The following is a 14,394-nucleotide window of genomic DNA, read 5'->3' on the forward strand; positions in this document are numbered from 1 at the left end:
GGCCAAGCGGTCGCAGCCTATCGATGCTCACCATGCGTCCGTAGCGACGTCCAGGTCATGCTGAATGCGCGCGCTCAGCGCGAGCAGTGTCGGAGCGAGTTCGCGCACCGCAGAAGCCAAGGGTTCGGCCGTCGACAGGCTCACGTTCAAGGCGTATCGCGAGCCCTTGAACAGCAGCGGAGCCGCCAGCGCCACGACTTCAGGCTGCCAGGCGGCCGCGCAGAAGCCTTTCTCCCCGACGTCCCGGGTCGCGGCAGCGAGCGCCGGCCCGAGCGTCGCCCACTGGGTGCGCCGGGTCAGGCGAAAGTGCGCGAGCAAGGCCTTGCGCTGGTCCTCCGGCGCAACGGCCAGGTAGGCGCGACCGAGGGAGGTCAGCTCCATCGGCACACGCTGGCCTGAAACCACCCGGCGCAGCGAGGGCCGGCGGTTGTATCGGATCGACTCCAGGTAGACCATCTCGTCCCGATCGGGAGCGGCCAGGCCCACGTTGAGCCGCTCCGCCTGCGAGGCGTCGCGCATGTGCGGCGCGGCGATGGCGAGCGCGGTGGAACCCGAGCGCATGGCATGCGCCAGGCTCAGGACCGCAGGCGCCAGGCGATACGCCCGGGTGCGCGCTTCCACCTGCAGATAACCCGACCCCACCAGGGTTTGCGTCAGCCGACTCACCGTCGAACGGGAAAGGCCCGTTCGCTCGGCGATCTCGGCGTTGCCCAGCAGTTCCGAGCCGGGGCGGAACGATCGAAGGACCTCGATGCCCCGCTCCAGCGACCTGTTCGCGGGTGAAACCCCGGGCTTCTTCGTCCTCAGGGACTGCACGGGCGTTGACGATTTCATGAGATTCAGCACCTCCATGCCAGGCCGGACGACGGCGGAAACAGCAGTGTATTGAATTCCACTGGTTGGAATCGAAGGGATGCCAAGCCGGCACCGGGTTCCTAAGCTACCTCCCATGGCGGCTTCACCCGGAGGCGCCAGCGACAAGACCTTTGCCCCGCGTGGCAGGAGACAACCGATGACCCGATCCTTTCGTTCCTTTCTGTGCCGCGTGGCCGGCTGTCTGGCCGCGACCGCATTGGCAGCCTCCGCGGCCTTCGCCGCCTTCCCGGACAGGCCCGTGAAGCTGGTCGTTCCGTTCGCCCCGGGCGGCGGGACCGACGCCATCGCGCGTGCGCTGGGCCTCGGCATGTCGCAGGCGCTCGGCCAGCCGGTCATCATCGACAACAAGCCCGGCGCAGGCACCATCATCGGCAGCGATGCCGTGGCCAAGAGCGCGCCGGACGGCTACTCGGTGCTGGTGTCCACGTTCGCGCATGCGGTCAATCCGAGCCTGATGGCCAAGCTCCCGTACGACACGCAGAAGGCCTTCGCGCCAGTGGTGCTGCTGGCCCGCGGCCCGAACGTCCTCGTGGTGCGTGCGGACAGCCCCTACCGGTCGGTGGCGGACGTGGTGGCAGCCGCGCATGCCAACCCAGGAAAGCTCACCTTTGCCTCGCAGGGCAACGGCACTTCGGCGCACCTCGCGGGTGAGCAGTTCACGAACCTCGCGAAGGTGCAGATGACGCACATCCCCTACAAGGGCGCCGGCCCGGCCCTGACCGATCTGCTCGGGGGCCAGGTCGACATGATGTTCGCCACCGCCGCGGCGGTGTCGTCCCAGCTGGCCGCCGGCAAGCTGCGCGCCGTCGGGGTCACCACCCCGCGCCGTGCGCCGGCCCTGAAGGATGTGCCCGCGATCGCGGAGACCGTTCCCGGCTACGCCGTGGAGAGCTGGTACGGCCTGTTCGTCGCGGCCGGCACGCCGGCCGATGTGGTCGCCAAGCTGAACGCGGCCGCAAGGAAGGCGACCGAAAGCGCCGAGTTCCGCAAGATGCTCGAGCCCGAAGGCCTCACGGTCAGCGGCGGCACCCCGGCCGAACTGGATGACTTCGTCAGGTCCGAGACCGTCCGCTGGTCGCGGATCGTGAAAGAAAACAACGTCAAGGCCGACTGAGGCCAAGGAAGGATGAACCCCATGGACTACACCCTGATCCAGCTGCAGGTCGAGCGCGGCATCGCCACCTTGACCTTCAACCGCCCCGAGAAGCGCAACGCGATGAGCGATGAATTGCGCGCCGAATTCACTCATGCCCTGGAGCGCGTCGCCGCCGACAAGGAGATTCGAGCGCTGGTGCTCACGGGCGCCGGCAAGGGCTTCTGCGCCGGCGGCGACATCGCGGGCATGGAGCGCCGCATGAACGCGCCGGCCGGCGAGGTCGCATTCAACGGCTGGCATCGGCAGCAACGGGTGCACCACACGCAAGCGCTGCTGCATACGATGCCCAAGCCGGTGATCGCCGCAGTGAACGGCGCTGCCTCCGGCCTGGGCGCGGACACCGCGCTCGCGTGCGACTTCATCATCGCCAGCGAGTGGGCCAGCTTCACCTGGTCCTACATCCACCGGGGCATCATCCCCGACGGCGGCGGCATGTACTTCCTCCCGCGCCGCGTCGGGCTGGCCAAGGCCAAGGACCTGATCTTCACCGGGCGCAAGGTGGAGGCCGACGAAGCGCTCGCCTTGGGCATCGTGGACCGCAAGACCACGGCGGACCGGCTGCTGGCCGATGCCCAGGCGTGGGCCGCCGAACTGGGGCGGGGTTCCGCGACCGCGCTGGCGCTGTCCAAGACGATCCTGAACCAGACCTTCGAACTGCCGGCCCAGCAGGTCTTCGCCCAGGGCAGCCAGGCGCAGGGCATCTGCTACACGAGCACCGAGCACCGCGAGTCGGTCCGGGCCTTCCTGGCGAAGACCCACGGCACGGCCGGGGAATGACCGCCATGGAAGCACTGTCCCGATTGCTCCAGCCCCGAAGCGTCGCCGTGATCGGCGCCTCGGGCGACCCGGCCAAGACCGCCGGCCGGCCGGTGTCGTACCTGCAGAAGCATGGCTTCGCCGGCACGATCTACCCCGTGAACCCGAAGCTCGATCGCATCGGCGAGCTGCCCTGCTACCGCGACGTGGCCTCGCTGCCGGCGGTCCCCGACGTCGGCATCGTGCTGCTGGGCGCGGAGCGGGCCCACATCGCCGTGAAGGAACTCGCCCAACGCGGCGCGGCCGCGGCCATCGTGCTGGCGAGCGGCTACACCGAGACCGGCGAAGAAGGCGCACGGCGCCAGCAGCAGCTGCTGGAGGCCGCCGGCAGCATGCGCATCCTGGGCCCGAACACCATCGGCCTGGTGAACCTGACCGACCACATCGTGCTCTCGGCCAGCGGTGCGCTGGAGATGGACCATTTCCACGCCGGCGCCATCGGCGTGGTGTCGCAGAGCGGCGGCATCCTCGGCGCGCTGCTGTCGCGCGCCGCCGCCCGGGGCATCGGCTTGTCGAAGCTGGTGTCGACCAGCAACGAAGCGGATCTCGAACTCGCGGATTTCGTCGACGCGCTGGTCGACGATCCGGCGACGCGGGTCATCGCGCTGTACATCGAGGCGATCCGGCAGCCGGAGAAATTCCGCGCCGCCGCGCTCAAGGCGGCGCGCGCCGGCAAGCCCATCGTCGCCTTCAAGATCGGGCGCTCCGAAGCGGGCGCCAAGGCCGCGGTGTCGCACACGGGGGCGCTGGCCGGCGCGGACCGCATGTACGACGCGCTGTTCCAGCAGACCGGCGTGATCCGGGCGCAGACCTTCGGCGACCTGCTCGACATCCCGGCCGCCCTCGCGACAGGGCGGGTCCTGCGCGGCAAGCGGGTCGCCATCCTCACATCGACCGGCGGCGCCGGCACGCTGGTGTCCGACAGCCTGGGCGTGTCCGGCTTCGAGACCCCGGCGCCGGACGAACCCACGGCGGCGGCCTTGCGGGCCCTGCAGACCGGCGACCATGCCGCGCTGGACCGCAATCCGATCGACGTCACGCTGGCCGGCCTGCAGCCGGATCTGCTGCGCGGCGCAATCAAGGCGCTCCTGGCCAGTCCGAGCTACGACGCCTTGGCCGTCATCATCGGTTCGTCGGGGGTCGGCAGGCCCGAGCTGATGGCCGGCGCGATCGAGGACTGCCTGCCGCTGTCCGACAAGCCGGTGCTGGCCTATGTGAGCCCGCATGCCCCCGAGGCCGCCGCGCTCTTGACGCAGCGCGGCGTGCCCGCCTTCGTTGCCGCCGAGAGCTGCACCGCAGCACTGGCGGGAATGCTGCAGGCGAGCCGATGGCGGGCGCCGGCCAGTGTGCCGGAAGGCGCTGCCCGCGTGCCGCTGCACGAACTCCCCGCGGGCTCGCTGGACGAGGCGCAAGCCAAGCGCTTGTTCGCCCGCTTCGGCGTGCCCTGCGCCCGCGAGGCGATCGTCCGCAGCGGCGAGGAAGCCGAGCGCGCGGCGCGCGAACTGGGCGGACGGGTCGTGCTGAAGATCCTCTCGAGCGAGATCACGCACAAGAGCGACGTCGGCGGCGTTGCCGTCAACGTCTCGCCCGAGGAGATCGCCGCTCGGCTGGTCGCGATGGCGGCCGGGGTCGAGCGAGCCACCGGGGTCCGCCCGGAACGATTCCTGGTGCAGGAGATGGTGAACGGCGGATGCGAACTGATCCTCGGCATGCACCGTGACGCGCTCGGCACTGCCATCCTGCTCGGCATGGGCGGCGTGACCGCGGAACTGTTCAAGGACACGACGATCCGCCTGCTTCCAGCGGAAGGCGGCCTGGGACGCGACGAGGCCCTGGCGATGGCGCGCGAACTCAAGACCTGGCCGTTGCTCGACGGCTTTCGCGGGCGTCCGAAGGCCGACGTCGACGCGCTGGCCGATGCCATCGTGGCCTTCTCCCGCATGGCGGCGCAATTGGGCGACCGGCTGGTCGAGGCCGAGATCAATCCGCTGTTCGTGCTGCCCCGAGGCGCCGGCGTGCGGGCCGCCGATGGGGTCGTCGTGCTCCGCGAATAGCCGCTAGCCCGGCAGCTTGCTGGCGTACATCAGCGCCTGCAGCAAGGTCCGGCTCGCCGGCGTGGGCTGGCTGTGCGCCGACACCGCCAGCGAGCTCACGCGATGCGCCCAGGGCTCGTCGAGCGGCACGAACGCAAGATTCGGAAACTGCGCCTGCTGCTCCAGGCTGGCCTGCGGAAGGAGACCGATGCCGAGGCCGCACTGCACCATCCGGCTGCACGAGTCCATGCCCTTGACCTGGATGCGCGTGCGCAGCTTCACGCCATGCTTCAGCGCCTCTTTCGCGACCCGCATCGCCAGCGCGGTGCCGGGCGGCAGTTCGACCCACTCCTCCTCGAGCAGCTGGTCGAAGCGCAGGCGCTTGCGCTTGGCGAACCGGTGGCCGGCGGGCCGGATCACGACCAGCCGTTCGCTGCGGTAGGGCTGCAGCGTCAGGCCCGGGATGTCCCCTTCGGCGACGAAGACGCCGACGTCGGCCCGGTCCTGCAGCAGCAGCTCGACGATGTCGGCGCTGGTGTGCTCGGCCAGCTCGATCTTGATGCTCGGATGCTGGTGCAGGAAGAGCGCCAGGTCCTGCGGCAGGTGCTGCACGATGGCGGAGATCGAGGCGACCAGCCGAATGCGGCCCGACACGCCGGCCTGCAGGTTCTGCAGCTCGTCGTCGAGCGCCTCGACGTCGTCGATCATCGCGCGCGCATAGCGCGCGACCGACAGGCCCGCGGCAGTCAGTTCGACGCCGCGCGCGGTACGGTCGAGCAGGGCCGAGCCCATCGCGGCCTCCAGCTGCGTGATGCGGCGGCTCGCGGCCGACGGCACGATGTGCAGGGTCGCGGCGGCGCGCGACAGGCTGCCCTCGCGCTCGATCGCGGCGATGAGCTTCAGGGTCGAGAGGTTCAGGTGGTCCAGCAGCGGACGTCGGGCTTTCATCGGATCGGGGCAGGCGTTGCCGGGAGGGCAACGCCGTTGTGAATAAATGTCGCTGGGCAGGTGGCGGCGGGTGCGTCAGCATGCGCCCTGTTCCCACGGAGACAAGACGGACCATGCAACAGATACTGAATCTACGCGATCTGACGATGATCGAGCGCGTTCACGCCCGCGGCGGTCGCTTTCGCTACTACCCCCTTCTTTCCGGTGCCGACGGCGCGGCGGGCAACTTCTTCCTTCAGCTGTCCAACACCTTCAACGACTTCGACTCGCCGCGCCACCGGCACAACTTCGACCAGGTGCGCGTGCAGCTCGAAGGCGACGCCGATTTCTCGCGCGACGGCGTCATGAAGCCGGGAATGATCGGCTACTTTCCCGAAGGCGTGTTCTACGGCCCGCAGAGCATCGCGGGCGAATCCCTCACGCTGGTGCTGCAGTTCGGCGGTGCCAGCCGCAGCGGCTATCTGTCGGAGGCCGCCTTCCAGCGCGGCATCAGCGAACTCAAGGAGACCGGCCGATTCGAGGCCGGCGTCTACAAGGTCGACAAGCCGGAGGGCGGCACGCGCAACCAGGATGCCTACGAAGCGGTCTGGGAGCATGTCAATGGCCGCGCGCTGCGCTATCCCGAGAGCCGCTACGACAAGCCGGTCTTCATCCGGCCGTCGGCAGCCGCCTGGGTGCCGGACGAAGCAACCCCGGGGCTCGCACGCAAGCACCTCGGCACGTTCTCCGAGGCCTGCACCACGCTGTCGCTGGTCGAGCTCCAGCCCGGCGTCGGGTTCGAGGTGCCGCCGAACACCATCGTCTTCGTGCTCGAAGGGCAAGGCCGGGCAGGCGATGGCGGCTGGGAGCCGCGCTCGTCGCTGTACAGCGGGGCGAACGCGAGCCGGATGCAGGCCGACGCCGCCAGCCAGCTGCTGCAGATCGAGTTGCCGAGGCTCTCGCCATGATCGGCCGCCCCTTCGACCCGCGCCGTCGGCGCGCCCTGCTCGGCCTGGGCGCCGCCGCGCTGGCCACCGCGCCCGTGCTGCGCGCCTGGGGCCAGGACTTCCCTTCGCGCCCGATCTCGATGGTGGTGCCGTTTCCGCCGGGCGGCGGCTTCGACACCATCGCACGGCCCTTCGCGGAGCGGCTCGGCAAGCGCCTGGGCCAGGCCGTGATCGTGGACAACCGCCCGGGCAGCGGCGGCAACATGGGAACCGATGCGGTCGCCAGGGCGCCCGCCGACGGCTACACCTTGTTGTTCGCCAACGACTTCCTGGCGACCAATCCGAGCGTGAACCGCAACGTGCGCTACGACCCCCTCAAGGACTTCGTCCCGGTGAGCATGGTCGGCACCACGCAGGTGGTGATCGCGGTGCGGCCGGACTTCCCGGCGAAGAACTTCGACGAGCTGGTCGCGCTTTCGCAAAAGCGGCCCCTGAGCTTCGGAACACCGGGTGCCGGGACATCGCCGCATCTGGTAGGCGAGTACCTGTCGACGATCTCGCCGCTCAAGACCCTGCATGTGCCCTACAAGGGCACGGCGCCATCGGTCAATGACGCGATCGGCGGCCAGATCGACATGGTCTACGCCACCACGCCGTCGGTGGCCGGGCACATCGCGGCCGGCAAGCTGCGCGGCATCGCGGTCTTCGGCGAGCGGCGCAGCACCCAGCTGCCCGAGGTGCCGACGCTGCCGGAGGCCGGCGGCCCGGCGGTCAACTACGAAGTCTGGTATTGCCTGATGGCGCCCGCCGCGGTCCCTGCGGCTGTGCTCGCGAGCATCCGCGACGCCACGCGCAAGGCGCTCGATGCGGAGCTCGGCGCCCGCCTGGCCCAACTGGGCTACGCGGTGAAACCAGGTGGCCCCGAGGAAGTCACGCGCCTCATCCAGCGCGACCTGGCACGCTGGAAGGACGTGGTGGCCCGGGCCAACATCTCGATCGACTAGCACCCAAGGCGGCTCGGGCCGCCTCCGCGACCCTCTCGAGCAGCCAGGCGTGACCCGGATCGTGCGCATCGCGGCCATGCCAGACCGCGCGCACAGTCTCGGCCCCGGCCTTGTACGGCGGCACCCGGCGAACCAGGCGTCGCTCCCTCACTTGAATTCCATGCACTATGGAATTGCACAGACATCAGTTCCATTCAAGTCGCTGTTCGCCCATCATCCGATCCAGCCATCTGACGGAGAGCGAAAACCATGACGCAAGACACCCTCATCGAGGATCGGGAAGCGCTGATCGCGCGCTGCATTCCCTTCCTCGAGGAAGTGAAGGACCTGACCACCGGCACCGCGATCGAACGCTGGTTGAATCGCAAGTACGGGCCCGACAGCGAGCTCTACCAGACCCTGGCCCGCCTGGTGCGCAAGGGCGTGGAGGACGGCTGGGCGGCGAACGCCCCGATCGACGGACCGGCCTACCGCCGCAGCCGCATCGCCGAGCCTTCCGGGCGCACGCTCCACTTCAGCATCACGGCGGTCTACATGGACAGCAGCGGCAACCGGCAAGGCCACCCGGACCATCGCATGCGCGGGCAATACCACGGCCATCCCTATGGCGAGTTCAACATGGTCGTTCCGCTGACGCCGGGCGCCGCGCTGAACGGGCCGAACGGCTGGTGCTTCGGCGGCTGGACCGCACCGGCACCGGGCAGTCACCACTACCCGGAAGCGAAAGGCGGCGCGGTCATCGCGCTGTTCTTCCTGCCCTCAGGCCGGATTTCCTATCACGACGCCCCGCAGGAGTGAGTGGCATCGACACCTGCCCGCGCGGCTCCTCGGCTTTCCGGCCCGAGCTTGCGGCGCACACAGAGGAGAACACCATGATGCCCAGCGAGATATCGGGGGTGCGCATCCCCGACAGCCGAATTGCTCGCGAACTGACCCAGTTCATTCGCGACACAGAGAGCGACCTGCTCTTCCACCACTCGGCCCGGGTCTACTGCTGGGGCGTGATGGCCGGCCAACGGATGGGGTTGAAATTCGACCTCGAAATGCTCTACGCGGCGTCGATGTTCCACGACCTCGGCCTCACGGCACGCCATGGAGACAGTCAGCTGCGCTTCGAAGTGGATGGCGCGAATGCCGCGCGGGACTTTCTTCGCGGCCATGGCATCGCCGACAGGGATGTCGAGACGGTCTGGAATGCCGTCGCGCTCCACACGACGCCTGGGATACCGCAATTCATGCGTCCGGAAATCGCGTTGGTGCAGGCGGGGGCTGGCATGGATGTCGCCGGCCGCGGCTACGACCAGTTCACCGACGTGCAACGTGCCGCCGTCATCGCCGCGTTCCCCCGGGAACCCGACTTCGAACAGGGCATCATCGACGCCTTCTACCAGGGCATGAAGCACCGTCCCGACAGCACCTTCGGCACCTTCAACGATGACGTCCTGGCGCTCAGGGATCCGAACTTTCGGCGCATCGACATGTGCGCCGTCATCCATGCTTCACCCTGGAACTGCCACCCTCACCGTGATGCCTGCCGACCGTCGACCTGAGGACTGCCGGGTGAGCCAGGACCCGGGGCCGGGCCCTTCACGGCCTCAGACCACCATCGGCACCGCGGCGCCGTCCATCGAGACAATGGCTCCGGAGATGTAGCCGGCCGCACCCGATGCCAGGAACACGACCGCACGCGCGATGTCCTCGGGCGCGGCGACCCGCCCGAGGGGCATGCGGGCCTGCGCGTCGCGCAGCACCGCCTCGGCGCTGGTCTTGTGCAGCCGGGCCTCTGCGGCCAGGCCTTCGGCCATGCGGTCGGTCAGCGTCAGTGCCGGGTTGACCGCATTCACGCGCACGCCGCGCGGCCCGTAGGCCGCGGCCAGGCCGGCGGTCGCGAGCATCAGCGCCGCATTGGCGGCACCGCCCGCCAGGTGGGTGGTGGTGGCGACCTTGCCGCCCATGCCGATGACGTTCACGATCGCGCCCGTGCCGCGCGCCCCCATGCGCTTGATCACCGGGTCCATGACGTTGACGTAGGTGAAGAACTTGGCCTGCATGGCGTCCTGCCACGCTTGCGGCTGCAACTCGTCGAAGGGCGTGCGGCGCGCGGCCCCGGCCGAATTGACGAGCACGTCGATCGGGCCACCCTCGGCTTCGGCGGCATCCACCATCGCCAGCGCCGCACCCGCATCACCGAGGTCGGCGAGCTGGCCGTGCGCCGCGTAGCCCTCGGCGCGCAATGCCGCCACTGCGGCCTCCAGGTGCGCGGCCGTGCGCCCGGCCAGGCTGACCCGCGCGCCTTCGCGCAGGAACTCGCGGGCGCAGGCCAGCCCGATGCCGCGGCTGCCGCCGGTGACAAGCACATGCTTGCCGGTCAATTGAAGATCCATGGCACCTCCTTGGATGAGAACGTTCAGTGTCGAGGGGGCCAACTGTGCCAGAGCGCTCCATGCTGCGTGGTCCTACACGCGCACGGCCGAGGTGCCACGGGCCGCGGGGGCCCGGGGAACCTACGATCGGTCCGTTGCCTCCGCACCGGGTCGCGGGGCGTTATCGGATCAGACACAAGGCTCCTGCATGGCACGAACACTCAGCCCGATCGTCCGGGACCGGGCAGGTCCGGTGCGCCCCATTCCGGCAGCGATCGCCGCGATCACCGGGCAACCGCTCACGGAGGTCGCGCGGGTCATCTGGCAGTGCATGGACGCACTGGCCGGACTGGCCGGCATCCACGGCGAGGTGGCGCCCGAGGATCTATGCCACGCAGCACTCCTGCGATTCGGCTACGCACCGCACCGGCTCTACGCCGATGTCCGTCGACGCCCGGTGCTGGCAGAGGTGCTGCGGGCCTATGCGCGTTCGCCGGGCCCGTGCGAGCGCCTGTTCGCGATCTGCGAATCTGGCGAGGCCTTCGCGTTTCTGGGCAGCCAGGCCGCGGCCTGGACCCACAGCGCTCCCGCCAGCCTCGGCGTGCTGGTCCGGGAAGGACACCTGGACCTCGACATGCGGGTCAGGTTCGCCTTCACCGTCAAGGTCCACCGACCGGTCCCCATCGCATCTCCCGACCACCAGTTCCTCGAAACGATGGCCATTCCGGCATTGGCCCTGGCCGAGGCCTACAACATCGAAGTGCTGCCCATGGACTGGCCCTACTGGAACCTGTCCTTCCCCGGCGAGATGACCGACGGCGCGCCAGGCTCCGGCGCAACCCTGGTCTGCGGCGAGCACGAGTTGCTGAGGGTGGTCAACGACCGCGTGCGGCTGCTCCGGTTCTCCGATGAGACGTTCGAAGCGATGGTGGCCCGCCTGCGTCGGGGCCCCTCGCAACCCTGAGCGCCTGCCGCCCGTACCCACACGCTTTCAAGAAAAGCGCCTACATGCTGGCGCGCGCAGCATCGCTCGAGACGACATCCGTCATCACACTAGATTCAGGAAAAAGAAACCGGATGCTTTCGCCATGACGAATCCACATACTGCCTCGCAGCCGTCGCTCTTCGAGCCCACCGGGGTGCCAGGCCTCGACGAGGTGCTGGCCGGAGGACTGCCCGCGGGGCACCTCTATCTTGTCGAAGGGACCCCGGGCGCCGGCAAGACGACGCTCGGCCTGCAGTTCCTTCTCGAAGGGCGGGTACTCGGCCAAAAGGGGTTGTACGTCACTTTGTCGGAGACTTCCGACGAGCTTGCGCAGGGCGCGAGGTCGCACGGGTGGGAACTCGACGGCATCGAGATCTTCGATCTCGTCGGCGACGAGGGCCTGAGCGCAGACGCCGAGCAGAGCATCCTCAACCCCTCCGATTTCGAGCTGGGCGAAACGATCCGCAACGTCATGGCCTTGGTGGAACGCGTGCGACCGGAGCGTGTCGTCTTCGACAGCCTCTCGGAGCTGCGCTTGCTGTCCCAGAACCCGCTGCGCTATCGGCGGCAGATCCTGGCGCTCAAGCGCTTCTTCCTGACGCAGCGTTGCACCGTGCTCATGCTCGATGACAAATCGGCCGGTGCCGGCGACATGCATCTGCACAGCATTGCGCACGGCGTGATCCATCTGGAGCAGAACACCGGCACCTACGGACCCGACAAGCGTCGCCTGCGCGTGGTGAAGATGCGCGGCGTGAGGTTCCGGGAAGGCGAGCACGACCTCAATCTGGATTGGGGCGGGCTGCAGGTGTTCTCGCGCCTGGTGGCCAACGAGCACGGCCGCGAGCATGCAAGCGAAGCCGTGAGCTCCGGCAATGCGGAACTGGACCGGCTCCTGGGCGGCGGCCTGGTCCCGGGCAGCAACCTGCTGTTCGCGGGCCCCGCCGGCGTCGGCAAGACGACCACCGCCGTGTGCTGTGCGGCTGCCGCCATGCAGCGCGGGGGCAAGGCGGCATTCTTCCTTTTCGACGAAGGAATCAAGACACTCATCATGCGCTCGCGGGCCCTGGGACTGGACGTCGAAGAGTACATCTCGTCGGGTCAGCTGGATCTGCACACGATCGACCCGGCGGCGATCTCCGCCGGCGAGTTTTCGCATCGTGTGCGCGATGCGGTCGAGCGGCGGGGTGTCGGCACGGTCGTGATCGATACGCTGAACGCCTACCTGGTCGCGATGCCCGGCAGCAACTTCCTGCTGCTGCAGATGCACGAGCTGCTGACGTACCTCAATCTGCAGGGCGTGACGACCATTCTGGTCCTGTCCCAGCACGGCCTTTCCGGCGAGGTTCCAAACGATGTCGACCTGAGCTACCTGAGCGATTCGATGCTGCAGTTCCGGTACTTCGAGGCCCGTGGGCAACTCCTCAAGGCGGTGTCGGTGATCAAGAGTCGCACCAGCGCGCACGCCTCCACGATCCATCAGTTCAGGCTCAGCCCGAGCGGGCTCGAGATCGGTGAGGCGCTCACGGATTTCGAAGGTGTCATGGCCGGCGTTCCGCGCTATCGCGGAGAGACCTCGCTGCTCGGCAGCGCGGAACAGGCGTGACGGCGTGGAGAATCGAATACTCGTCCTGGCGCCGTTCGGGCGCGACGCCCGGGTTATCGCCGAGGTGCTGGCGGCACGGCGGGTCGTTGCACACATCTGCGAAGGCGGCGACGCGCTGGTCCGCGAAATGTCCCGGGACTCGGCCGCTACGATCCTCACCGAGGAAGCGCTGACCGACGGCATCGTCGACGCGCTGCGCGAGATGCTCGCGAGCCAGCCGCCGTGGTCCGACTATCCGTTCGTCGTCCTGGCGGCGCGGCAGACGCTGCACCGGACCGATCGTGCCCGCTCTGCGCTGCAGGAGCTCAGCAACCTGGTGCTGCTCGAGCGGCCGGTCAACCCCGACACCTTGGCGAGTGCTGCCGAGTCCGCGTTGCGGGCACGGCAGCGCCAGTACCTCACGCGCAAGCATCTTGCCGAGTTGGAGGCATCCAAGCTGAGCGTCGAGCAACTCAACGACAAGCTCGAAACCCGGATCGCCGAGCGGACCGCCGACCTCGCGAGCGCGAACGATCGGTTGATGCGCGAGATCCTGGAGCGCGAACGCGTCGAGAGTTCGCGGGTCCAGAACCAGAAGATGGAAGCACTGGGCCGCCTGACCGGCGGCATCGCGCACGACTTCAACAACCTGTTGCATGCCGTCAACCTGAACTTGCAGTTGATCGAGCGGCTGACCGTCCAGGACGACCGCGTTCGCCACTACGCGCGACGGGCCAAGGAGGCCGTGGACCGGGGCTCGCGCCTGACCGGTCAACTGCTGTCTTTTGCGCGCACGCGGAGCCTGGTGCCCAAGCTGCACGACGTGAACGACCTCATCCGCAACATGGCCGAATTGATTTCGATATCCGTGGGCGCCCATGTCAAGCTGTCGCTGACCCTGTGTCCCGACCCCGCCTACGTCGTCGTCGACGCCGCCCAGATGGAGATGGCCGTCCTCAATCTCTCGGTGAACTCGCGCGACGCCATGCCCCAGGGCGGCATGCTGGAAATCCACACGCAGATGGCGGCCGCCGCCACTGCGTATCCATTGGGCTCGGTCAGCGTCGCCGTGCGCGATACGGGCGAAGGGATCCCGGACAACCTGCTGGGCAAGGTGTTCGATCCGTTCTTCACGACCAAGCAGCACGCCGGTACCGGGCTCGGCCTGAGCCAGGTCTACGGATTCACACGGCAGTCGGGCGGCAATGTGGAAGTGCAGAGCAAGGTCGGCGCAGGCACCACGATCAAGCTTTGCTTCCCGCTGGCCCCGGCGCCGAAGGAAGCGGCCGAGGCCATGCTGCGCGGGCAGAGCGCCGCGATGGCGTTGCAGGCCGAGATCCTGGTCGTCGAAGACGACCCCGCCGTTCGCCGGAGCATGGTCGAGTGCCTTCAGGTGCTTGGCTTCCACGTCCGTCAGGCCGCGGATGGCGCTGCGGGCCTGACCGAGTTGAAGAAGGCGCGACCGGACCTGCTGCTGGTCGACTATCTGATGCCGCGCATGAACGGCGCTGAACTGATCGCCCATGCACGCGCGATGTACGACGATCTTCCGATTCTCATGGCGACCGGCTACGCGGACATGAACGCCGTCGAGCGCCTGATCGGCCCGCATTCGGTGCTCGCCAAGCCTTTCGACCTCGACACCATGGGCAAGGCCGTGTCGATGGAGCTTCGGCGAAAGCGCCCGCAGCCATAGGCACCT

13 protein-coding genes are annotated in these 14,394 nt (G+C 68.5%); 10 read left to right on the top strand and 3 right to left on the bottom strand.

The features are described from left to right. Positions 1 to 27 precede the first annotated feature (27 nt). On the bottom strand, positions 28 to 852 hold the full coding sequence (locus QTI17_RS01130) for an IclR family transcriptional regulator (protein WP_286530526.1): 825 nt from the start codon (positions 850 to 852) through the stop codon (positions 28 to 30). Between the two features lie 160 nt (positions 853 to 1,012). Between QTI17_RS01130 and QTI17_RS01135 the strand changes: the two genes are divergently transcribed. The 3 genes from QTI17_RS01135 to QTI17_RS01145 are packed head-to-tail and all read left to right on the top strand — an operon-like array spanning position 1,013 to position 4,902. Beyond that, positions 1,013 to 1,990, top strand: coding sequence for a tripartite tricarboxylate transporter substrate binding protein (locus tag QTI17_RS01135; RefSeq protein WP_286530527.1), 978 nt, complete (start codon positions 1,013 to 1,015; stop codon positions 1,988 to 1,990). Between the two features lie 21 nt (positions 1,991 to 2,011). Next, positions 2,012 to 2,809, top strand: a complete 798-nt coding sequence (locus tag QTI17_RS01140) for an enoyl-CoA hydratase/isomerase family protein (RefSeq protein ID WP_286530529.1) — start codon at positions 2,012 to 2,014, stop codon at positions 2,807 to 2,809. A 5-nt stretch (positions 2,810 to 2,814) separates the two neighbouring features. Continuing rightward, on the top strand, positions 2,815 to 4,902 hold the full coding sequence (locus tag QTI17_RS01145) for an acetate--CoA ligase family protein (protein ID WP_503011005.1): 2,088 nt from the start codon (positions 2,815 to 2,817) through the stop codon (positions 4,900 to 4,902). Positions 4,903 to 4,905: 3 nt separating this feature from the next. Here QTI17_RS01145 and QTI17_RS01150 read toward each other — a convergent pair whose 3' ends face one another. Beyond that, positions 4,906 to 5,829 (bottom strand): LysR family transcriptional regulator, encoded by a 924-nt coding sequence (locus tag QTI17_RS01150; RefSeq protein WP_286530533.1) that lies wholly within the window; start codon positions 5,827 to 5,829, stop codon positions 4,906 to 4,908. 146 nt (positions 5,830 to 5,975) lie between these two features. Here QTI17_RS01150 and QTI17_RS01155 point away from each other — a divergent pair, with 146 nt between their 5' ends. The 4 genes from QTI17_RS01155 (at position 5,976) to QTI17_RS01170 (ending at position 9,309) form a co-directional block, all read left to right on the top strand. Beyond that, on the top strand, positions 5,976 to 6,776 hold the full coding sequence (locus QTI17_RS01155; protein WP_286530535.1) for a hypothetical protein: 801 nt from the start codon (positions 5,976 to 5,978) through the stop codon (positions 6,774 to 6,776). Further along, positions 6,773 to 7,759, top strand: a complete 987-nt coding sequence (locus tag QTI17_RS01160) for a Bug family tripartite tricarboxylate transporter substrate binding protein (protein ID WP_286530537.1) — start codon at positions 6,773 to 6,775, stop codon at positions 7,757 to 7,759. Before QTI17_RS01155 ends, QTI17_RS01160 begins: the two co-directional genes overlap by 4 nt. A 249-nt stretch (positions 7,760 to 8,008) precedes the next feature. After that, a complete protein-coding gene (locus QTI17_RS01165; protein WP_286530539.1) occupies positions 8,009 to 8,557 on the top strand; it encodes a 4-hydroxylaminobenzoate lyase in 549 nt (182 codons plus the stop codon). Between the two features lie 74 nt (positions 8,558 to 8,631). After that, complete coding sequence (locus tag QTI17_RS01170) at positions 8,632 to 9,309, top strand: HD domain-containing protein (RefSeq protein ID WP_503011006.1); 678 nt, start codon at positions 8,632 to 8,634, stop codon at positions 9,307 to 9,309. A gap of 45 nt (positions 9,310 to 9,354) precedes the next feature. Here QTI17_RS01170 and QTI17_RS01175 read toward each other — a convergent pair whose 3' ends face one another. Continuing rightward, entirely contained in the window at positions 9,355 to 10,143 is a 789-nt protein-coding gene (locus QTI17_RS01175; RefSeq protein WP_286530540.1) for an SDR family NAD(P)-dependent oxidoreductase, read from the bottom strand. Positions 10,144 to 10,330: 187 nt separating this feature from the next. Here QTI17_RS01175 and QTI17_RS01180 point away from each other — a divergent pair, with 187 nt between their 5' ends. From QTI17_RS01180 to QTI17_RS01190, 3 genes are all read left to right on the top strand, one after another. Further along, a complete protein-coding gene (locus QTI17_RS01180) occupies positions 10,331 to 11,086 on the top strand; it encodes a hypothetical protein (protein WP_286530541.1) in 756 nt (251 codons plus the stop codon). A 124-nt stretch (positions 11,087 to 11,210) separates the two neighbouring features. Further along, entirely contained in the window at positions 11,211 to 12,713 is a 1,503-nt protein-coding gene (locus QTI17_RS01185) for an ATPase domain-containing protein (protein ID WP_286531307.1), read from the top strand. Then, the gene (locus QTI17_RS01190; protein WP_286530542.1) at positions 12,646 to 14,388 is read left to right on the top strand and encodes a response regulator; all 1,743 of its coding nucleotides are present in this window, start codon (positions 12,646 to 12,648) and stop codon (positions 14,386 to 14,388) included. The genes QTI17_RS01185 and QTI17_RS01190 overlap by 68 nt, the downstream gene beginning before the upstream one ends. Positions 14,389 to 14,394: the final 6 nt, after the last annotated feature.

The organism is Variovorax sp. J31P179, assembly GCF_030316985.1.
Classification (GTDB): domain Bacteria; phylum Pseudomonadota; class Gammaproteobacteria; order Burkholderiales; family Burkholderiaceae_C; genus Variovorax; species Variovorax ginsengisoli_B.